Raw genomic sequence first — 21,383 nt, 5'->3', positions numbered from 1 at the left:
GGAGTGGGCATTACAGCGTATGTTGATTAGCCGGATAGACGTTCGACGATCTGCCGTGGACCCTGTGGCAGAGGTTCCCCGGTGAGCGCGGCGGGAACCGCCGCAGTCCAATCCGGCAAGGCGCAGGACGGCGCCGCCGAAGCCATCCATGTCGAGAACCTGCACAAGAAATTCGGCCATCTGCATGTGCTGAAAGGCGTTTCGCTGTCGGCGCGCGACGGCGAGGTGATCGCCATTATCGGCGGCTCGGGTTCCGGCAAGTCGACGCTGCTGCGCTGCATCAACTGCCTGGAAAACCCGACCAGCGGCATCATCCGCGTCAATGGCGAGGAGATCAAACTCAAGGCCGACAGCCACGGCCACACCGTGCCCGCCGACCGCCGGCAGATCGAACGCATCCGCGCCAAGCTCGGCATGGTGTTCCAGAACTTCAACCTGTGGAGCCACATGACGCTGATCGAGAACGTCATCGAGGTTCCGGTGCATGTTCTGGGCGTCAGGCGCGACGTGGCGATCAGGGAAGCCGAAAAGCTTTTGGCGCGCGTCGGCCTGGCCGAAAAGCGCGACGTCTATCCGGCCTATCTCTCGGGCGGCCAGCAGCAGCGCGCGGCGATCGCCCGCGCCCTGGCCATCAACCCGCGCGTCATGCTGTTCGACGAGCCGACCTCGGCGCTCGACCCGGAGCTGGTCGGCGAGGTGCTGAAGGTGATCGGCGACCTGGCGCGCGAGGGCCGCACCATGGTGCTGGTCACGCATGAAATGAAATTCGCCCGCGAGGTCGCGACCCATGTCGTCTACCTCTGCAACGGGCTGGTCGAGGAAGAGGGGCCGCCGGAGCAGATATTCGGCGCACCGAAATCCGAAAGGCTGAAGCAGTTCATCCGCAACATCGGCTAGGACAAGCCGGGACGGAAGAAAACCGGGAACCAACAACAAACTGGGAGTCGTGACATGAAGACTGTTCTGAAAACATTCGCCGCAGCGCTGCTGCTCGGCGTCGCCGCCATGGGCGTGGCCAAGGCCGATCCGGTCAAGATCGGCGTCGCCGCCGAGCCCTATCCGCCCTTCACCTCGCCGGACGCTTCCGGCAAATGGGTTGGCTGGGAAATCGAGTTCATCGACGCCGTCTGCGCCGAGGAGAAGCTCGACTGCGTCATCACGCCTGTCGCCTGGGACGGCATCATCCCGGCGCTGACGACCAAGAAGATCGACGTCATCGCCAGTTCGATGTCGATCACTGCCGAACGCGAGAAGACCATCGACTTCTCGGATAAGTACTACAACACGCCGACCGCCATCATCGGGCCGAAGGACCAGAAATTCGGCGCCACGCCCGACGATCTCAAGGGCAAAGTGCTCGGCGTGCAGGTGTCGACCACCCATTCGGCCTATGCCAAGAAGCATTTCGGGCCCACGGCCGCCGAGATCAAGGAATACCAGACGCAGGACGAAGCCAACAACGATCTGGCCGCAGGCCGCCTCGACGCCGTCCAGGCGGATTCGATCGCGCTCGACGCATTTCTGAAGTCGGACCAGGGCAAGGCCTGCTGCGATCTGAAGGGCATGGTGGCTCCGGACGATGAAGTGCTCGGACCGGGCGTGGGCGCCGGCGTGCGCAAGGAAGACACCGACCTTAAGGCCAAGATCAACGCCGGCATCAAGGCGATCCGCTCGAACGGCAAATATGACGAGATATCGAAGAAATACTTCGATTTCGACATTTACGGTGGTGGCGGCGCGCAGTCGAACTGACGATCCTCGCATGAGCTGAGGGGCATGGCGCCAACGCCATGCCCCTCCTGCCCGACCTTTCCCAGACATGCTTGCCGCCGGCGCTGCCGTCGGCGGTGGTTGGACCCAGCAATCCGGGGGCGACGCTGATCGACGCACTTCTTTCGGCCTCGGCGGCCGGCATCATAGAACTTCTCTCGCCCAATCCGCCGGGCTGGGGCGGCACGCTGTTGCTTGGGCTGCTCCATTCGATCGAGATCGCGCTCGGCGCCACGGTCCTCGGTCTTCTGATCGGCACCGGTGGCGCCTTTGGCAAGCTCTATGGCGGTCCTGTCGTGCGCGACCTGCTGGCGGTTTACACCACCATCGTGCGCGCCGTGCCCGAACTGGTGCTGATCCTGCTGCTCTATTATGCCGGAACAGACCTGATCAACCAGGCGCTGACCGCTATGGGCTACCAGCGCGTCGACATCAGCGGCCTTGCCGCGGGCATCGCCGTGCTCGGCTTTGTCCAGGGTGCCTATTCGACCGAAGTGATCCGCGGCGCCATCCTGGCCATACCGCAGGGCCAGATCGAAGCCGCCCGCGCCTATGGCATGTCACCCGGGCTCATGCTGCGGCGCATCACCTTGCCGGCGATGCTGCCCTTCGCCATACCCGGGCTCGCCAATCTGTGGCTGATCGCCACCAAGGACACAGCCCTTCTGGCGGTCGTCGGCTTTTACGAGCTGGCGCTGGCGACGCGGCAGGCTGCGGGGGTCACCAAAGCCTATTTCACCTTCTTTTTCGCCGCGGGCGTGCTCTATCTCATCTTGTCGCTGGTTTCCAACCTGCTCATCGGCCGCGTCGAGGCCTGGTCGCGGCGCGGTATGCCGTCGCTCAAGGATGCGCGCTGATGGCCGGAGAAGCGACCATCATCAACGCTGCCGCGCGGACGTCGCTGTGGCTGCAGCCGCATCGCATCGTGCTGATCCTGGTCGCAATCGCGCTGGTTTTCGGTGCCGCCTTTTTCATGCGCTGGGACTGGCTTCCGCAATATTATGAAATGGGACTGATCGGCATCTGGCGCTCGCTGTGGATCCTGGCCGTCACCTGCTTTCTCGGCTTCCTGCTCGCCGTGCCGCTCGGGCTGGCGCAGGCCGCCGGCTCTTTCTGGTTTTCCGCGCCCGCCAGGACATTCTGCACCGTCATCAGGGGCACGCCGCTGCTGATCCAGCTATGGCTGCTCTATTACGGGCTAGGCTCGCTGTTTCCGCAATTTCCCTGGATCCGCGAATCCTGGATGTGGCCGTATCTGAGGCAAGCCTGGCCTTATGGAGTGCTGGCACTGACCTTGTCCTTCGCCGGCTATGAGGGCGAAGTGATGCGCGGCGCCTTTGCCGGCGTGCCGAAGGGGCAGTTAGAGGCGGCCCGCGCTTTCGGCATGAGCCGCTGGAAGATTTTCCGCCGCATCTGGCTGCCGCAGGCCATCTACCGGGCGCTGCCGACGCTGACCGGCGAAACCGTGCTGCAGCTGAAGTCGACGCCGCTGGTGGCGACGATCAGCGTCATCGACATCTTCGCAGTCTCGTCCAAGGTCCGGCAGGACACCTACCTCACCTACGAACCCTTGCTGCTTTTGGCGCTGATCTACATGATCATCACCGGCCTTCTGGTGTTTGCATTCAGCAAGATCGAGGCGCGCATACCGAACAAGGTGGGCTAGGGAATAGTGAGTAGGCAGTAGTGAGTAGTCAGCATATGACCGGGAAACCGCTTGCTTTCGCTACTCCCTACTGACTACTCCCTACTCACTCACCACCAATCGGGTCCGCAACATGCAACTCTCTCTCGATCAGGCAACAGGGCTGTGCCGGATGGCGGCGCTCGGCGCCGGCGCCAATGAGGAGGCGGCGAGGTCGCTCACCGCCTCGATCATTGCCGCCGAGGCGGAAGGGCTTTCGACCGTCGGGCTGACCCATTTCATCGATTACCTCGAAGCGCTGGAAGCCGGCCGCATCGACGGCAATGCCGATCCCGTGATCACCAGGCCGGCGCTCGCCGTCTATCAATCCGATGCGCGTGGCGGCCTCGCCCATACCGGCTTCGACCGCACCATCGATGACCTTGCCAAGGCGGCAAAGCTGTTCGGCGTCGCCATCTTCTCGCAGAAGAACGCTTATACCTGCGGCGCACTAGGCTATTTCACCGGGCGTCTGGCGCAACTGGGATTGGTCTCCTTCGCCGCCACCAACGGGCCGGCGGTGCTGGCAGGCTCGGGCTCGGTCAAGCCGGTCTATTGCACCAACCCGATGTCGTTTGCGGCACCCGCCGCCGATGGCGCGCCGCTGGTCATCGACCAGTCGTCGAGCGCCACGGCGTTCGTCAACATCCGCAAGGCGGCCGAGGACGGCAAGAAGATCCCCGAAGGCTGGGCGCTGGACGCCAGCGGCAACCCGACCACCGATCCGGCCGCGGCCATGAAGGGCGCCATGCTGGCCTTCGGCGGCCAGCGCGGCGCCAACATCGCGCTGATGGTCGAAGTGCTGGCGGCTGGCCTGTCGGGCGCCAACTGGTCGCTCGACGCGCCCTGGTTCTCCGGCGGACCGGACAGCCCGGGAACCGGCCTGTTCGTGCTCGCCGTCGAGCCCAAGCTGCTCGACCCGGATTTCGAGCAACGCATGAAGGACCAGCTCGACCGGCTGCGCCGGCGCTTTGGCGTGCACGTTCCGGGCCGGGCGCGGGCCGAAGCGGCCGAGAAGGCGCAGGCGCGCGGCATCAATGCCCCCAAAGCCGTGGTGCAGCGCATTTCCGAGTTCGCCGAGCGCTATTCGGGCTGAAGCGGTCCTGCGACAACGAATTTTTACGCGACCTGACTGAACCTTTCTACCGATCGCAACGACCAATAGCTGCCGGGTCGGGTTTGCCCGGTCGGTGTCTTCTGTCGGATGCGTTTAGGGCCCGGGCGGGCGTATGCCGTCTCAGGTTATCCGCCCCGTTGCGCTCTGTCTCGACCGTTGCGTCACCCGGAAAACCCCGCTTCGGCGGGGTTTTCTGCGTTCGTGCTCTGTGTGCTAAAGCATGTGGCGGAAGTTAACTTTTGTTAACTTGACTTGCCGGAACCATCGGGCGTTTGCAAGGGATCGTCACAAAAACAGGAGCTACGATTTCCGCAACCACCGACGCTTCCCGCGGCAAACTTATCGTTCCGGTGTTTGGCCGCCTGTATTCGTCGCTGCATGATGGCGCCGAAACCCTTCTGCGCGTCGTCGCCGGCGGGTTTCACCATTCACGGCTCGCAGAAGATCGCCAACCCTTTCGGCGCCGCCGAGATGGTCGAAGGCCTCGGCTTCTATCCCGGCGCGTTCTGGTCGTTGCTTTGTCCTGCACCGAATTCTTCGGCGGCATTCTGATCGCCATCGGCCTGTTGACTCGGCCCGCCGCCTTTGCCGGCATGATCGTGCTGCTGGTCACCGTCTGGTTCCACTGGATCACTGCCGGCCAGGGCTTTTCCGGCGCTGAAAAGTCGCTTCTATGGGCGGCGATCCTGCTGTTCTTCGTTATCCGCGGCGGCAACCGCCAGTCGGTCGACGCGCGCATCGGCAAGGCGTTCTGAAGGGTCCATAAGAGGGTGGCAGCGACGACGCGTCACCCTTTGCCTTTGGCCCAAAACGGACTATGAAACGGCTTCAGCCAAGCTTTCGAGCGCCGGAGCCAGCCATGACCGAAATCCTGCAGATCCCCAAGCTCGTGGTCGTCTTCGGCGGCTCCGGCTTCGTCGGCCGCCACATCGTGCGGGCGCTGGCCAAGCGCGGCTACCGCATCAGGGTGGCGGTGCGCCGGCCCGATCTGGCGGGACATCTGCAGCCGCTCGGCAATGTCGGCCAGATCCAGCCGGTGCAGGCCAATGTGCGCGTGCGCTGGTCGGTCGACCGCGCCGTGCAGGGGGCCGACCATGTCATCAATCTGGTCGCCATCCCGCATGAAAGCGGCCGGCAGAAATTCAACACCGTGCACGAATTCGGCGCCCGCGCCGTCGCCGAAGCCGCACGCTCGGTCGGCGCAGGGCTCACCCACATCTCGGCGCTGGGCGCCGACCTCAACGCCGAATCCGACTATGCCCGCACCAAGGCGCTCGGCGAAAAGGCCGTCCTGGAGACGATCCCGGACGCCGTCATCTTCCGTCCGTCGATCAATTTCGGACCCGAGGACAGTTTCTTCAACCGCTTCGCCGACATGGCGCGCTATTCGCCGGTGCTGCCGCTGATCGGCGGCGGCCAGACCAAGTTCCAGCCGGTCTATGTCGGCGATGTCGCCGAAGCGGTGGCGCGTTCGGTCGAGGGCAAGATCAAGGGCGGCCAGATCTATGAACTCGGCGGGCCGCAAGTGCTCACCTTCAAGCAGTGCATGGAAGAGCTGCTGACCGTCATCGAGCGCAAGCGGCTCCTGGTACCGGTGCCGTGGTGGATGGCCAATCTGCAGGCCTCGATCCTCGGCCTGCTGCCCAACCCGTTGCTGACCAAAGACCAGGTGCTGCTGCTGCGCCAGCCCAACATTGTGTCGGAGGAGGCCAACAAGGCCAACCGGAACCTTGCCGGCCTCGACATCCAGCCGCAGTCTATCGGCACAATCCTGCCCAGCTATCTCTGGCGCTTCCGCGCCGCAGGCCAGTTCCAGCGCAAGCCCGCCGGCATCGCGTAACAAGGCGTTGCGCCGTTAAACGCGCCGCGTCACCTGCATCGGCAGGCCGCCTTGCGGCTGTGTCGTCAGTTTCTGCACCGGCCACGGCTTGGTCTCGGCGGTCACATCGAAGCGGAAGCGCGACAGCATGATGGCCAGCGCAATGATCGCCTCTTGCATGGCAAAGCTGGCGCCGATGCAGATGCGCGGACCGGCGCCGAACGGCAGATACTGGAAGCGGTCGATCTTCTCGCGGTTTCCCGGATGGAAGCGTTCGGGCATGAAGGCGTCGGGCATGTCCCACAGTTTTCTGTGGCGGTGGACGACCCAAGGCATCACCAGTACGGCCGCGCGCTTGGGGAGCACCAGATCGTTCCAGGTCTCCGTCTCGATCGGCTCGCGGTTGATCGACGGCGCCGGCGGATAAAGCCGCAGCGCCTCCTCGAAGGCGGCGCGGGTGAACGGCATTGCGTCGAGCCATTTCGTCGGGTCGGGTTCGCGCGCCAGCACGGCATCGATCTCGCGCTCGACCTTTTCGCGCTCCCACGGCGCTTCGGCGAGGCAGTAGATCGTCCAGCCCAGCGCCCGCGCGGTGGTCTCGTGGCCGGCGCCGATGAAGGTGATGATGTTGTCCTCGACTTCCGCCCGCGTCAGCCCGTCGGGGCCTTCGGCGCGCAGCAGAAGCGTCAGGAAATCCTGCGGCGCGGTGTCGGGGTCGCGCTTCAGCCGCTCCTCGCGCATCTTGACTGTATCGGTGACGATCTTGCGGAAATACGCCATGGTCTTGCGGCCGCGGATGCGGGTCAGCCGCGGCAGCCATTCGGGCGCGCGCAACAGGTCGAGCGGATCGACACGGCCCATGGTTTCGAACAGGCGGTCGATTTCCTGCGCGAAACTGCCGGGCTCGCCCGCAATCTCGCCCGAAAACAGCGTTTCGGCCAGGATATCGTAGGTGAGCAGCGTCATGTCATGGGCGACATCGGTCATCCCGCCCTCCTCGTAGCGGGCGACGAACTGCATCGTGCGGCGCAGCATCGGCTCGGCGAAGCCGAAGATATGCCGCGGCGTGAACACCGGCGCCATCGCCTTGCGCGACCGCTTCCACACCTCGCCTTCGGCGGTCAGCAGCCCGTCGCGCAGGATCGGCCGCAGGATCATCTGGCGCACCGTCGCCATCTTGTAGTTCTTGGCGTTGTCGATCAGCACGTGGCGGATGAGGCCGGGATCGTTGGCGACGATCAGATGCCCGCCGACGCCATTCGCCGAAATCCAGGGTTCGTTGTAGGTGTGCTCGCCCCAGAGTTCGAGGGGATTGCGGTAGACGATCCGCATCATCTCCAGCGTCGAAGGCGGCGTCGTGCGCGGCTTGGGCGCCGGCGGCACGAAGGGGACGGGCTGCGTGTCCATGAGGTACTCCGCTGATAGCTTAGATGTAGTGGTTGACGATCCGGGCGTCCATGTGACCGAAGGGCAAGCCGAAACGCTGCAGCGGGAATGCCTCGACAGACAATCTGTTCATCGGATCGAGACCGCCTGTGAAACGCTCGCGCCTTGTCCAATCGGACACTCTGCCGTAGGTGATAGTCACCAACAGATACTGCCACCAGGAGAGCCCGCTTGAAGCATCAGCTGAACATCATCATCGGCAGCACGCGGCCGGGCCGCGCCGGGCCGGTCTTCGCCCACTGGCTGGAGGATTTTGCCCGCGAGCACGGCAAATTCGAACCGGTGCTGACCGACATTGACACGTTCCATCTGCCGGTTTTGGACGAGCCGCATCACCCCAGGCTCGGCAATTACCAGAACGACCACACCAAAGCCTGGTCGAAGGTCATTGATGCCGCCGACGCCTTCGTGTTCGCGGCGCCGGAGTACAATTATTTCGTGGCGCCTGCGATCGTCAACGCCATCGACTACCTTGCGCGCGAATGGAAATACAAGCCAGCCGCCATCTTCAGCTATGGCGGCGTTTCCGGAGGCCTGCGCGCCGCGCAGGCGCTGAAGCCGCTGCTGACCGCGGTGGGCGTCATGCCCATCTCGGAAGGCGTCGCGCTGCCGATGTATCAGAAACTGCTGGAGAGCGACGGCTCCTTCCAGGCCAGCGAGCAGGTACAGGGCGGCACCAAGACCATGCTGGACGAGCTGTCGCGCTGGAGCGAGGCGCTGAAGCCGATGCGGGCTGCGTAATGCAGCCGGCCCCGGCTTGCTCATGCCATAAAGAGGTGGAATGGTCGGCAGGTGACTGAGCCGGGGGCGGTTCGATTTGCGCCTGTTGTTTGCCTTGCTGTTGATGCTTGCGACCACCGCCACAGCGGTGGCGGAGCGGCGCGTGGCGTTGGTCATTGCCGAGGACGACTACCGGCTGGTGCGGAAGCTCTCCAATCCGGTCAATGACGGCGAGGCGATGGAAGCGGCGCTGAAGAAGCTCGGCTTCGAAGTCGTGCTTGAGACCAATCGTGATCTCAGGCGCATGCGCCGGGCTCTCGACGATTTTCGCGAGGACGCCAAGGGCGCCGACGTGGCGCTGGTGTATTTCTCCGGCCATGGCGTCGAAATCTCCGGCGACAACCGTCTTCTGCCGGTCGATGCCGATGCCTCCTCGCTCGACCAGCTGGAGAAGACCAGCCTGCCGCTGGAGGAAGTGCGCGATGCGGTTGCCGCCACGGCGAAGGTCGGGCTGATCGTGCTCGACGCCTGCCGCAGCGATCCGTTCACAGGCGGCAACGGCGACGGGCGTGGCGCCACATCGCTGATCAAGGACCTGGTGGACAAGATCAAGCCGGGCCTCGGACGCGTCGGCAAGGCGGAAAACATCCTGTTCGCCTTTTCGGCGGCGCCCGGCGAGACGGCTGCCGACGGTACCGGTGCGAATTCGCCCTTTACAGCGGCGCTGATCAAATACCTCGGCACCGACGGGCTCGAAATCCGCTCGGTGCTGACGCTGGTGCAGCAGGAGGTCTACGACCTTTCGCGCGGAAAACAGCTGCCCTACGTCGAGAGCGGGCTGCCGAAGCTGTTCTTCGCCTCGGCGGCCAAGGAACAACTGCCGGAGCGCGAGCGGCTGTTGCTTGCCATGGCCGATGTGACGCCGGAAATGCGCGGCGCGGTCGAACGGGTCGCCAGCGATGCCGACATGCCGCTGGCGCCGCTCTATGGCGCGCTGATCAGTTCCGACACCAGCCATCTCTCCGGCGAAAGCCTGGACGCCAAGCTGCGCGAGGCGGCCGACGCCTTCGTCAAGGTGCGCGGCGAGATGAAGACGCTGGCCGCCGACGACCCGCAGGTGACCGAACTGCGCCGCCAGGCCGAGGAACAGTTGGCGCTCGGCGCTTTCGATGGTGCACGCGTGATCCTCGCCAAGGCCGCCGACGTCGACAATGTCTCGCGCCAGGCGTTGAAGGCCAATTTCGTCAGCCGCACCCTGTCCGAAGCCGCGACGCGATTTCTCTCGGGCGGCGCGGCGCGTGCCACCCTGGACTATGCAACCGCCATCAAGGACTATGAAACGGTGCTGGCGCTCTATGGCGAAGCCGGGCAGACCTCGCTCAGCCTGGAACAGGCCGACCGCCAAAGCCGCACGCTGGAAGAGCTCGGCATCCTCTACACAACGGTCGGCAACACCGACGCCGCCGGCCGCGCCTTTGCGGCGCTGGTCGCCAATCTTGAGCAGCGAGCGCGCCAGGAAACCGATCCGAGCGTCAAGCGCGACCTCGCCATCGGCCATATCAAGTTCGCCAACATCAAGATGGCGCAAGGCGATCTGCCGGCCTCCCTGCAAAACTATGAGGCGGCCAGGGACATGTTGCAGGGCCTGACCACAGACGTGCCGGACAAGAAGGACTGGCTCGGCGATCTCGCCATGGCCAATGACAAGATCGGCAATGTGCTGGCCACGCAAGGCGACCTGGGTGCGGCAGCCCAGGCCTACCAGCAAAGCCTGTCCATCAAGCAGCAATTGGCCGATGCCGAGCCGAACAGCGTCTATCTGCTGCGCGACCTGACCATTACCTACGACGAAATCGGCGGTCTTGCCCGTACCGCCGGCCAGCTGGATGGCGCCCAGACTGCATTCGAAGAGAGCCTGAGAATTCGGCTGGCGCTGGCGCAGAACAACCCCGACGACCCCAGGCATCAGCGCGCCGTCTCCGTCAGCTACACCAGGATCGGCGACGTCCTGCGCGAGCGTGGCGACGCTGCGGGCGCGCTCGACGCCTACAACAAGAGCCAAATAATCGCCGAAGCGCTGGTGCGCCGCGACTCAAACGACACCGATTTGAAGCGCGACCTGTCGGTCGGTTACGCCAAGATCGGCAATGCTTACGGCGACCAGAAGGACTGGCCATTCGCGTTGGAGGCCTACCAGCAGGCGCTGGCCACGGCGCGAGACCTTGCCGCCAGCGACCCAGGCAACACCGATTGGCAGCGCGACCTGTCGGTCTGTCTGGAAAAAATTGCCGGCGTGTTTGATGCCCAGGGCGATATCGCCGGTGCTTTGCAGAACTACCAGGACAGTCTCGTCATTGCCGACCGGTTGGCAAATCTCGACCCGGGCAATTCCGACTGGCAGCGCGACCTGTCGATCACGTTCGAGGAAATAGGCCTGCTGGAGACCAAGCAGCGCCACTATGAGGGCTCGAAGAAGGCCTTCGAAGCCAGCCTGGCCATCCGCCAGCGGTTGGCCCTGTCCGATCCGGACAATGCGATCTGGCAATTCGATCTGGTACAGGCCTATATCAACTATGCCTATGTGGCGAAGAATCCGAAGGCTGTGTTGTCGCAGGCGCTAGACCTGACGCTGGAGCTTGACCGCACAGGCAAACTGGCGCCGAGGGACAAACCCACGATCAAATATCTGCGCCGTCTTCTGGCCAAATTGAAAGCCGCGAAAAAATAGCCGGCTGCCAGCTCGGGATTCAGCCCTGAAATGCCCGCAAACCTTGGAAAAACCGCCTTTTGCGCCTATATCTAGGACATCAAAGCGGCGTGATTCGAAGCCATTTTTTCGCGCTGAGCATGCGGCATCAATCAGACAGGTTTTCATGAGCGATCAAAGCGACAACGCCAACGGCGCTGAGGCCGAATACGGCGCCGATTCCATCAAGGTTTTGAAGGGGTTGGACGCTGTCCGCAAGCGGCCGGGCATGTATATCGGCGACACCGACGACGGCTCGGGCCTGCATCACATGGTCTATGAGGTGGTCGACAACGCCATCGACGAGGCGCTGGCCGGCCATGCCGATCTGGTCACGGTGACGCTCAATCCCGACGGTTCGGTCACCGTTATCGACAATGGCCGCGGGATTCCGACCGATATTCACACTGGCGAAGGCATTTCGGCGGCCGAAGTGATCATGACGCAGCTGCATGCCGGCGGCAAATTCGACCAGAATTCCTACAAGGTGTCTGGCGGCCTGCACGGCGTCGGCGTCTCGGTGGTCAACGCGTTGTCGGCCTGGCTGAAGCTGAAAATCCGCCGCAACGGCCAGATTTTCGAGATGAGCTTCACGCATGGCAATGCCGATGCGCCGCTCAAGGCGACCGGCAGCTATGAGCAGAACAAGCAGCCCGGCACCTATGAGGGCCGCAGCGGTTCCGAGATCACCTTCTTTCCGTCGTCCGAAACCTTCACCATGGTCGAGTTCGACTTCGGCACGCTGGAGCACCGGCTGCGCGAGCTCGCCTTCCTGAATTCCGGCGTGCGCATCATTTTGACCGATGCCCGCCATGCCGATCTCGTGCGCCACGAGTTGCACTATGATGGCGGCCTGGAAGAGTTCGTCAAATATCTCGACCGGGTCAAGAAACCGCTGATCGACAAGCCGATCGCCATCAAGGCCGAGCGCGACGGCATCACCGTCGAAGTGGCGATGTGGTGGAACGACAGCTACCACGAGAACGTGCTGGCCTTCACCAACAACATCCCGCAGCGCGATGGCGGCACCCATCTGGCCGGCTTCCGTGGCGCGCTGACGCGCCAGATCACCGGCTATGGCGAATCGTCGGGCCTGACCAAGAAGGAAAAGGTGGCGCTGATCGGCGACGACTGCCGCGAAGGCCTGACGGCGGTGCTGTCGGTCAAGGTTCCCGACCCGAAATTCTCCTCCCAGACCAAGGACAAGCTGGTCTCGTCGGAAGTCCGCCCGGTGGTCGAAGGCCTGGTCAACGAGGCGCTTGGCACCTGGCTGGAAGAACACCCGACCGAGGGCAAGGTGGTCATCGACAAGGTGATCCAGGCGGCCGCGGCGCGCGAAGCCGCGCGCAAGGCCCGAGACATCACCCGCAAAAGCTCGCTCGGCGTCACCTCTCTGCCTGGCAAGCTTGCCGACTGCCAGGAACGCGACCCGGCGAAATCCGAAATCTTCATCGTCGAGGGTGACTCGGCCGGCGGCTCTGCCAAGGGCGGCCGTTCGCGCCAGAACCAGGCAATCCTGCCGTTGCGCGGCAAGATACTCAATGTCGAGCGGGCGCGCTTCGACCGCATGCTCGGCTCCGAGATGATCGGCACGCTGATCACCGCGCTCGGCACCTCGATCGGCAAGGACGAGTTCAACGCCGACAAATTGCGCTACCACAAGATCATCCTGATGACCGACGCCGACGTCGACGGCGCCCATATCAGGACCTTGCTGCTCACCTTCTTCTTCCGCCAGATGCCGGAGCTGATCGAGCGCGGCCATCTCTACATCGCCCAGCCGCCGCTCTACAAAGTGACGCGCGGAAAAAGCTCGCAATACATCAAGGACGAGAGCGCCTTCGAGGAGTTCCTGATCGGCTCCGGGCTGGAGGAGGCGTCGCTGACGCTTGCCTCCGGCGAGGCGCGGGCCGGACAGGATCTGCGCGGCTCGATCGATGATGCACTGGCCGTGCGCCAGCTCATCAACGGGCTGCACACGCGCTACAACAGGGGCGTGGTCGAACAGGCGGCGATCGCCGGCGCGCTCAACGCCGATGTGCTAAACGACCTCGGCCGCGCCAATGCCATGGCCGAACGCGTCGCCCAGCGCCTTGACATCATTGCCGAGGACACCGAGCGCGGCTGGACCGGCCGGCTGTCGACCTCCAATGAAGGCGTCGGCGGCTATGTGTTCGAACGCACGGTGCGCAGCGTCAAGGAATTCGCGCAGCTCGATGCCGGGCTGATAAATTCGGCCGACGCACGCCAGCTCGACCGCTATGCCCCGCGCCTCATGGAAGTCTATGGCGAGCCGCCGGTGCTGCGCCGCAAGGATGTCTCCGAAACCATTTCGGGGCCGCTGGCGCTGCTCAACGCGGTGTTTGCGACCGGCCGCAAGGGCCTGACCATGCAGCGCTACAAGGGCCTCGGCGAGATGAATGCCGAGCAGCTCTGGGAAACCACGCTCGACCCGAATGTGCGTTCGCTGCTGCAGGTCAAGGTCAATGACGCCACCGATGCGGATTCGCTGTTTTCGCGGCTGATGGGCGACGAGGTCGAACCGCGGCGCGAATTCATCCAGGACAACGCGCTGTCAGTTGCCAATCTGGACATTTGAGGGCTGGGGGCCTTGCCGCCGGAGCTCCACTCCGGGTCAGGCCTTTGGCTCCAGCTTCCGACCAAGGTCCACCGCGTCGCGCAGCACTTGCAGATGCGAGCGCGGCGCGGTGCCCGCCGGCAGGGCGATTTCGACGCCGTTTGCCGTCGATGACCAATAAAGCGTGTGGGTGAAGATACGGCCAAGTGAGCTGCGAAGCTCGATCTGGATGTTCTCCACACCGGGGCCGAAGTTTTCCGTCATCGGACCGGAAATCGGATCGCCTGTCGCCCAGCCATTGCCGCGGTCGTAGACGTTCGTCCAGCGCGTTGCCGCAAACACCGCGCCATGATGCACCGCGCGCTGCGCCTTGCCTTGGCTGTGTCCTTCCCGGTAAAGCACGGTGCCGCCGGGGCGCCCGTCATCGGCAATCGGCGGGCAAGCCGAGAACAGGCGCTCGGCAAGGCCACGCCTGAATTCCGCGAGATTGTAGGTCACCAGGAATTCGCTGTGGGAGAGCGGACTGCCAAGCGTGACGAAATCGCTGATCTTCCAGGGCAGCGGGTGGTCGGCGTCCTTGGTCCGAAGCTGCTGGTAGAGCGCCCATTGACCGCGCCGGAATCCGGCGAGGTCTTCAAGGTTCTTTGGCCACGCTGACCCATCAGAGCCGAGCGTTGCCTTGTCGACGGCCTCGACCGCCGCCAGTTTGGCCTTGTCGCGGACCGCTTCCAGCCTTCGCGGCCGGAACTCGGCCCACAGGATCTGCAGCAAATCATAGGCGATGATCGACCCAAGGCTGTGCGAGACCAGCACGATGCGGTCGTAAGCATCGTCCTTCATCAGCGTCTTGAGCAACGTCAGGCCTCTGTCGCGGATCAGCGCACGCTTCTCGATCGTCGCCGCCTCGGCGCGCACATAAGCGGCGACGTCACCGAAATAGGGCAGGGCGAACTGATCCACCGCCCAGATGACAAAAGAAGCGAGGGTGGTGATCATCAGGCCGGTCGTCAAGGTAACGGCCTGTTGCCAGACCGATGTTGCCAGCACGAGTGCTGCGCCCAGAATGACGATAACGATCAGAAGTGTGGCGACGTAAAGCTTGCGGGCGTCGAGCGGAATGTCGGCGGGCTTGCGCCACAACAGGTTCGTCACCCAGGCGGCCAGCCGGCCGCGCGTCGTGCCTTGCGTGATGTCGGCCCAATAAAGCTCGTAGAAATCGGTACGGCGGCCATCGACGTCGTAGGGCGTGGTGATGCGGCGCAGCTCGTGTGACTTGGTCCGGCTGTCGGGCGTGATCCAGCTCTGGTTGATCGTGGCGCCGGAAACGGCCGGATCGGGAATCTGGGCGTAGGGTGGAGCACGGGTGGGATCGCTGCTCCAGACCGCCTGGACGAATCCCCTCAGCGTACCCATCGGCCGCTGCTCGCCCATGCCGTGCACGATCACCACCGCCTGGCCGGGCTGCGCCTTTTTGTAAGCCAGCGATGCGACAGTCTTGGGCATCAGCGTCTCCGTTGACGACATCCGACGGCGGGATCGCTCATGCTACCCCCGGCTCACCGAGCCAACAATACACGGCAGCCCATGTGGAACTCCGTGAACCAATCCACAGTTTCGCAGTTGTGTCTCGGGCCGCGCGGAAAATAGTTCCGTTCCCGGCAAGCAAATCATTTCATTGCCCTTCGGAACGGAAATCGCTCAGGAACATTGTGACGACATCGATCAATTTCTCGCAGGGAGGCTCTTTATGGGACGCGGTATTTTGCTCTGGTTGCTCGGTATTCCGATCCCGATCATCATTCTCATCATGCTGTTCGTACGGTAGGAGGCGTCGATGCAGTCCACCGTATCGGCTGTCGACGTATCCGCCTCAACGGAATCCTCCGCCCCGGCCGTCAGCTGGGGTCCGATCATCGCCGGCGCCTTCGCGGCCTCGACGCTGACCTTCATCCTCATGCTGCTCGGTTCGGGGCTGGGGCTGACCATGGTCTCGCCGTGGTCCGGCGCCAGTGCCTCGCTGACCACCTTCGCGGTGTCCGGCGCCATCTGGCTCATCATCGTGCAATGGCTGTCCTCCGGGGTCGGTGGCTATCTTGCCGGACGCCTGCGCACCAAATGGGTCGGCATCCACACCGACGAGGTCTATTTCCGTGACACCGCGCACGGCCTCCTCGCCTGGGCGCTGGCGACATTGCTGGTCGTCGGCATTCTCGGGTCGGCGCTGTCGGCAGTGCTTGGTTCAGGCGTGCAGGCGGCTTCTACTGTTGCCTCAGGCGCCGCCATGGGTGCTTCGGCCGGCGCGTCCGCCAATGCCGGCAGCGCACCGGCCGACAATGCAACGTCCTATCTCGTGGATACGCTGTTCCGTCCGGCTGATGCCGCCAGGCTCGCGGCGGCCAATCCGGACAGCGATGCGGCTGCGGCCGGGCAGGCTTCGCGCATCCTCATCGCCAGTGCGGCGGCAGGCGAAGTTTCGGCTGACGACAAGACCTATCTGTCGCAGCTGGTCGCCGCCCGCACCGGGCTTTCCGAGGCCGACGCCAAGGCGCGTGTCGACGCCCTGGTGGCCAGGGTCGAGGACGCCAAGGTCAAGGCAAAGCAGGCCGCCGACGCCGCGCGGAAAGGCAGCGCCACCTTCGCCCTGCTTGGCGCCCTGTCGCTGGTTATCGGCGCCTTCATCGCCAGCGCTGCGGCAGCCCTGGGCGGCAGGCAGCGCGACGACGAGGAAGCGGTTTTCCTGACCAGCCGCTGAACCGGTCTTCAACATCAAAAAGCCCGGTCGAACCGGGCTTTTTTGTTTCCGATGATGGACCGACAACCTTCCAGTGGAAGGTTGCGGCGGCTTAGTGATCCATGGCCTTGACGATTTCCTCGGTCATCTTCTTGGCGTCGCCGAGCAGCATCATGGTGCCGTCCTTGTAGAACAGCGTGTTGTCGATGCCGGCGTAGCCCGAGCCGAGCGAGCGCTTGACGAACAGGCAGGTGCGGGCCTTGTCGACGTCGAGGATCGGCATACCGTAGATCGGCGACGACTTGTCGTCGCGGGCGGACGGATTGGTGACGTCATTGGCGCCGATGACATAGGCGACATCGGCCTGCGCGAACTCGGAGTTGATGTCTTCCAGTTCGAACACTTCGTCATAGGGAACATTGGCTTCGGCGAGCAGCACGTTCATGTGGCCGGGCATGCGGCCGGCCACGGGGTGGATGGCGTATTTGACATCCACGCCATTGGCCTTGAGCTTGTCGGCCATTTCGCGCAGCGCGTGCTGGGCCTGGGCGACCGCCATGCCGTAGCCCGGCACGATGATGACCTTCTGTGCGTTCATCATCAGATAGGCAGCGTCGTCGGCCGAGCCCTGCTTGACCGTGCGTTCGATGCCGTCATCGGCAACCGCCGCGGTCTCGCCGCCGAAGCCGCCGAGGATGACCGAGATGAACGACCGGTTCATGCCCTTGCACATGATGTAGGACAGGATGGCGCCGGACGAGCCGACCAGCGCGCCGGTGATGATCAACGCCAGATTGCCAAGCGTGAAGCCGAGTGCCGCGGCGGCCCAGCCGGAATAGGAATTCAGCATCGAGACGACGACCGGCATGTCGGCGCCGCCGATCGGGATGATCAAGAGGACGCCGAGCGCCAGCGAAGCCGCGACGATCAGCCAGAACACCAGCTTGGCCTCGGTGGTGACCAGAAGCACGATCAGCACGATCAGCGCGATGCCGAGGACCGCGTTGATGATGTGACGGCCGCCGATCATGATCGGCTTGCCCGACATGCGGCCATCGAGCTTGAGGAAGGCGATGACGGAGCCGGTGAAGGTGATGGCGCCGATGGCAACGCCAAGGCTCATCTCGATCAACGCCTGGGCGTGGATGTCGCCATTCGTGCCGATGCCGAAACTTTCCGGCGCGTAGATGGCGGCTGCCGCGACCATGACGGCGGCAAGGCCGACCAGCGAGTGGAAGGCGGCGACCAGCTGCGGCATCGACGTCATGGCGATGCGGCGCGCTGTAACGGCGCCGACGCCGCCGCCGATGGCTAGACCAAGCACGATCAGGCCGAAGCGCCCGGCGGACGGAGTCGCCAGCGCCAGCGTGGTGGCGATGGCAATGCCCATGCCGATCATGCCGTAGAGATTGCCTTGGCGGCTGGTGGTCGGATGAGATAGGCCGCGAAGCGCCATGATGAACAGGACGCCAGAGACCAGGTAGAGGAAGGACGCGAAGTTGGCGTTCATGGCTCTCTACCGGTCCTTCTTCTTGTACATGGCCAGCATGCGCTGGGTGACCAGGAAGCCGCCAAAGATGTTGACTGAGACCAGCATCAGCGCGACGAAGCCGAAGCCGGTGGCAATGCCGGAGGCCGAGATGCCGACGGCCAGCAGCGCGCCGACGACGATGACCGAGGAGATGGCGTTGGTGACCGCCATCAGCGGCGTGTGCAGCGCCGGCGTCACCGACCAGACGACGTAGTATCCGACGAAGATCGCAAGTACGAAGATGGCGAAGCGGAAGACGAAGGGATCGATGGCGCCGCCGGACAGTGCGTGCGCGGCATCGCCCGCCGCATCGACGCCACCGGGCGCGTTGGCCAGGTTCTGCACAGCCAGCCGGACGGCGGCACTTGCCTGGTCGAGCTGATCGAGGGCTTTCTGCAAGGTCTGATCCATCACGCGATCCCCTTCGGCTTGGCGGCGGACTTGCCGGCAGTGGCTTTGTCGGACGCCTTTTTCGGTGCAGCCTTCTTCGGCGTGGCATCAGCCACCATGGTCTCGGCCGGAATGGCCGCCGGTTCGATATGGGGCTGTTCCGCCGCCTTGGCGAAGGCCGGATGCACCACGCGGCCAGCGTCGGTCAGCATCGTCGCCTTGACCAGATCGTCTTCGCGGTTGATGGCGAGCGTCTTGCTGGTCTTGTCGACCAGCGTCTCGAGGAAGGCGAACAGGTTCCTGGCGTAGAGCAGCGAGGCCGATGCGGCGACGCGGCCGGGCACGTTGAGGTGGCCGACGATCTTAACGTTGTTGGCCGTCGTCACCACCTGACCCGCAACCGCGCCTTCGACATTGCCGCCGCGCTCGACGGCGAGGTCGACGATCACCGAACCCGGCTTCATCGAGGCGACCATCGCCGCCGACACCAGCTTCGGCGCCGGCCGGCCGGGGATCAGCGCCGTGGTGATGACGATGTCCTGCTTGGCGATGTGCTCAGCGGTGAGCGCTGCCTGCTTCGCCTGGTACTCCTTCGACATTTCCTTGGCGTAGCCGCCGGCGGTCTCGGCCGCCTTGAACTCCTCGTCCTCGACGGCGAGGAACTTTGCGCCAAGCGACGCCACCTGTTCCTTGGCGGCGGGACGAACGTCCGTGGCGGTGACGACAGCGCCGAGACGGCGCGCCGTGGCGATCGCCTGCAGGCCGGCAACGCCGACGCCCATGATGAAGATCTTCGCCGCCGGCACGGTGCCGGCCGCAGTCATCATCATCGGCAGCGCGCGGTCATACTCCGATGCGCCGTCAATCACGGCCTGGTAGCCGGCGAGATTGGCCTGCGACGACAGCACATCCATCGACTGGGCGCGGGTGATGCGCGGCATGAATTCCATCGAGAAGGCGGTGACCCCAGCCTCGGCAAGCGCCGCGACCGCGGCATCATTGCCGTAGGGATCCATGATGGCGATGACCGCCGCACCCGATTTGTAGCCCTTCAGCTCGGCGTCGGTCGGCCGGCGCACCTTCAGCACCACATCCGCCCGGCTCGCATCCGAAGCCTTGCCGATCGCGGCACCCGCCTTGGCGAACTCCTCATCGGGAATGCGCGACTTGGTGCCGGCGCCCGTCTCGACGGTGACGTCGAAGCCCAGCGCCGCCAGCCGCTTCACGGTATCGGGCGAGGCCGCGACACGAGGCTCGCTGGCATCGAGCTCGCGAGGGATGAAAACCGTCTGTCCCACCGCATGATCCTTTCGGCTGGAACCTGTTTGCGCAAGAGTGCGGCCGGATATCCGGCTACGCCCTGGCAAGGGGTCTGTATAGACTATCGGAGAATGAAGGCGCCGAGGGCGAGGATCAGCACGAACAGGATGGTCGCGGAGAAGAAGCCGCCTGCGAAGAAGCCGAAAGCCATGGCCAGGAGCAGGGCGCCGCAGAACAGCGAGCCGTATTTGGCCAGCGCCAGAAAGCCATGATAGGTGCGGTCATGTTCGGCATAGTCCATCTTCGCGCCCAGTTCGACAGGACCGGTCGGCGTGTGATCAGCCATAGGAATACCCCTTCGAAGACATCTTTGAGGCACATAGCGAAAAGCCGGGCCAAGAGCAATGGCGCTATTGCCGCACGACCAGTGACAACAGCCTCAAAGGAATGTTGAAAGCCGGCGGTATGGGCTTGTCGCCGGCCTGGCGTCGAAGGTTGAGGATTTTGCGTTTCAACCGGCTAGATGCGGAAACAGCCCGAGCAGCCCAATGACGATCAGATAGAGCGCGACGATGTAGTTGAGCAGCCGCGGCATCACCAGGATCAGCACGCCGGCAATCAGCGAGATCAGCGGGGTCAGTGCTAGCTCGGGAATATGCATGTCGGTTCCTTTCTATGGCCGCGTCGGCGTCGTGACGTCCAGAACGCCGAAGCGGCCGGAAAGCTCCTCGCACCGGGCGCTAAAGTGCGCCGGCTTTGCCGATATTACGCTGCTTCGCGAAAATATTTAGCGGTGGGCAGGATGGTCAGCGGCGCGAGCTCGCCGGCCGGCGCCTTGGCAAACAGCATACGCCGCTCCAGCGCCGTCGACTGGAAGAAGGGAAAGCGCTCCAGCGTCGGGGCCATGTTCTGCTCGCAGATCGATTCATAGAAGAAGATCGGCATGGTGAAGGGCGGGTAGAGGCGCGGCTCGCCGACCTGCACCGATCCGAAGATGCGATGGTAGAAGGCCGTGTGCTCCTCGCGGATCATCGAAATGCAGCTGGTGGCGTTGAAGAAGGTGTTGGCGATAACCGCGAGCCGCAGCGTGACATAGGGCAGGGCGCGGTTGGCCGACGACATTTGCGGATCGATCGCCAACCGGCTCGGGTCGATGAAGGTTTCACCGCGCGCCAGCCGCAGCAGCAGCCGGTCGCCGAAAACGGTCATGATCGGCGCTTCGGGGGTCTCACGGGTCAAATGGTGGAGCCTGACGGTGCTGACCAGCTCGCCATCCATGAAGACGCCGAAACAGTAGCAATTGCGCACTTCGTCAAGGGGATCGACGAGCTTCTGTTCGGTAATGGTGTCAAGCAGGCCGTGTGTATGAAAGGCCTTGTAGCGCAGCCGGTAGACCGCTTCGAGATCCTCGCCGCTTTCGCAGCGCCGGTATTCGACACGCTCGAGGACGTCGAGGACGTTGCGGGCGAACAAGGAAGGCGGGCCGGATTTGACTGCCGCACCCGAAAGCACACCTGACTGATGCGTGTCCATTACTTCCCCTCGTACCGCCGCAGGAGAACAATACCGGACGACCGAAGGAACAAGAAGA

At 63.9% G+C, this 21,383-nt stretch carries 18 protein-coding genes and 1 pseudogene; 11 read left to right on the top strand and 8 right to left on the bottom strand.

The window, feature by feature from the left end; genetic code table 11:
* Positions 1–81: 81 nt before the first annotated feature.
* From NLY33_RS03640 to NLY33_RS03610, 7 genes and pseudogenes are all read left to right on the top strand, one after another.
* Positions 82–897, top strand: a complete 816-nt coding sequence (locus tag NLY33_RS03640) for an ABC transporter ATP-binding protein (protein ID WP_023671322.1) — start codon at positions 82–84, stop codon at positions 895–897.
* A 54-nt stretch (positions 898–951) separates the two neighbouring features.
* The gene (locus tag NLY33_RS03635; protein ID WP_023671323.1) at positions 952–1,752 is read left to right on the top strand and encodes a transporter substrate-binding domain-containing protein; all 801 of its coding nucleotides are present in this window, start codon (positions 952–954) and stop codon (positions 1,750–1,752) included.
* 161 nt (positions 1,753–1,913) lie between these two features.
* Positions 1,914–2,627: an ABC transporter permease gene (locus NLY33_RS03630; protein ID WP_196814080.1), complete on the top strand. Its 714-nt coding sequence runs from the start codon at positions 1,914–1,916 to the stop codon at positions 2,625–2,627.
* On the top strand, positions 2,627–3,436 hold the full coding sequence (locus tag NLY33_RS03625; RefSeq protein ID WP_023703668.1) for an ABC transporter permease: 810 nt from the start codon (positions 2,627–2,629) through the stop codon (positions 3,434–3,436). Before NLY33_RS03630 ends, NLY33_RS03625 begins: the two co-directional genes overlap by 1 nt.
* 112 nt (positions 3,437–3,548) lie before the next feature.
* Positions 3,549–4,550, top strand: a complete 1,002-nt coding sequence (locus tag NLY33_RS03620; protein ID WP_023689222.1) for an Ldh family oxidoreductase — start codon at positions 3,549–3,551, stop codon at positions 4,548–4,550.
* 326 nt (positions 4,551–4,876) lie between these two features.
* Positions 4,877–5,326, top strand: a pseudogene (locus NLY33_RS03615) (DoxX family protein).
* Between the two features lie 104 nt (positions 5,327–5,430).
* Positions 5,431–6,411 (top strand): complex I NDUFA9 subunit family protein, encoded by a 981-nt coding sequence (locus NLY33_RS03610; RefSeq protein ID WP_023693143.1) that lies wholly within the window; start codon positions 5,431–5,433, stop codon positions 6,409–6,411.
* Between the two features lie 15 nt (positions 6,412–6,426).
* On the opposite strand, the gene NLY33_RS03605 is transcribed toward NLY33_RS03610, so the two are convergent.
* The gene (locus tag NLY33_RS03605) at positions 6,427–7,797 is read right to left on the bottom strand and encodes a cytochrome P450 (RefSeq protein ID WP_023703667.1); all 1,371 of its coding nucleotides are present in this window, start codon (positions 7,795–7,797) and stop codon (positions 6,427–6,429) included.
* A gap of 210 nt (positions 7,798–8,007) precedes the next feature.
* Between NLY33_RS03605 and NLY33_RS03600 the strand changes: the two genes are divergently transcribed.
* From NLY33_RS03600 to gyrB, 3 genes are all read left to right on the top strand, one after another.
* On the top strand, positions 8,008–8,577 hold the full coding sequence (locus NLY33_RS03600) for an NADPH-dependent FMN reductase (protein ID WP_023703665.1): 570 nt from the start codon (positions 8,008–8,010) through the stop codon (positions 8,575–8,577).
* Between the two features lie 76 nt (positions 8,578–8,653).
* On the top strand, positions 8,654–11,284 hold the full coding sequence (locus tag NLY33_RS03595; protein ID WP_023703664.1) for a caspase family protein: 2,631 nt from the start codon (positions 8,654–8,656) through the stop codon (positions 11,282–11,284).
* A 145-nt stretch (positions 11,285–11,429) separates the two neighbouring features.
* The gene (gene gyrB / locus NLY33_RS03590) at positions 11,430–13,901 is read left to right on the top strand and encodes a DNA topoisomerase (ATP-hydrolyzing) subunit B (protein WP_023671333.1); all 2,472 of its coding nucleotides are present in this window, start codon (positions 11,430–11,432) and stop codon (positions 13,899–13,901) included.
* A gap of 36 nt (positions 13,902–13,937) precedes the next feature.
* Here the strand turns inward: gyrB and NLY33_RS03585 are convergent, their stop codons facing one another.
* Positions 13,938–15,383 carry a hypothetical protein gene (locus NLY33_RS03585; protein ID WP_023703663.1) on the bottom strand — a complete coding sequence of 482 codons (1,446 nt, stop codon included), beginning with the start codon at positions 15,381–15,383 and terminating at the stop codon, positions 13,938–13,940.
* 331 nt (positions 15,384–15,714) lie between these two features.
* Between NLY33_RS03585 and NLY33_RS03580 the strand changes: the two genes are divergently transcribed.
* Positions 15,715–16,632, top strand: coding sequence for a membrane protein (locus NLY33_RS03580; RefSeq protein ID WP_023700421.1), 918 nt, complete (start codon positions 15,715–15,717; stop codon positions 16,630–16,632).
* Between the two features lie 91 nt (positions 16,633–16,723).
* On the opposite strand, the gene NLY33_RS03575 is transcribed toward NLY33_RS03580, so the two are convergent.
* From NLY33_RS03575 to NLY33_RS03550, 6 genes are all read right to left on the bottom strand, one after another.
* Positions 16,724–18,121, bottom strand: coding sequence for an NAD(P)(+) transhydrogenase (Re/Si-specific) subunit beta (locus NLY33_RS03575; protein WP_023671337.1), 1,398 nt, complete (start codon positions 18,119–18,121; stop codon positions 16,724–16,726).
* Positions 18,122–18,127: 6 nt separating this feature from the next.
* Positions 18,128–18,553: an NAD(P) transhydrogenase subunit alpha part 2 gene (locus NLY33_RS03570; RefSeq protein ID WP_032891560.1), complete on the bottom strand. Its 426-nt coding sequence runs from the start codon at positions 18,551–18,553 to the stop codon at positions 18,128–18,130.
* Complete coding sequence (locus NLY33_RS03565; RefSeq protein ID WP_023695932.1) at positions 18,553–19,830, bottom strand: Re/Si-specific NAD(P)(+) transhydrogenase subunit alpha; 1,278 nt, start codon at positions 19,828–19,830, stop codon at positions 18,553–18,555. The genes NLY33_RS03570 and NLY33_RS03565 overlap by 1 nt, the downstream gene beginning before the upstream one ends.
* An 83-nt stretch (positions 19,831–19,913) precedes the next feature.
* Positions 19,914–20,138, bottom strand: coding sequence for an aa3-type cytochrome c oxidase subunit IV (locus tag NLY33_RS03560; protein WP_023671340.1), 225 nt, complete (start codon positions 20,136–20,138; stop codon positions 19,914–19,916).
* 165 nt (positions 20,139–20,303) lie between these two features.
* Positions 20,304–20,453 carry a DUF3096 domain-containing protein gene (locus NLY33_RS03555; protein ID WP_023671341.1) on the bottom strand — a complete coding sequence of 50 codons (150 nt, stop codon included), beginning with the start codon at positions 20,451–20,453 and terminating at the stop codon, positions 20,304–20,306.
* Positions 20,454–20,557: 104 nt separating this feature from the next.
* On the bottom strand, positions 20,558–21,325 hold the full coding sequence (locus tag NLY33_RS03550) for an N-acyl amino acid synthase FeeM domain-containing protein (RefSeq protein WP_023695933.1): 768 nt from the start codon (positions 21,323–21,325) through the stop codon (positions 20,558–20,560).
* Between the last annotated feature and the right edge of the window lie 58 nt (positions 21,326–21,383).

Origin of the sequence: Mesorhizobium sp. C432A (assembly GCF_030323145.1) — a bacterium.
Taxonomy (GTDB): domain Bacteria; phylum Pseudomonadota; class Alphaproteobacteria; order Rhizobiales; family Rhizobiaceae; genus Mesorhizobium.
The sequence above is the reverse complement of the archived record's forward strand: the minus strand, read 5'-3'. Positions and strand labels throughout refer to the sequence as shown.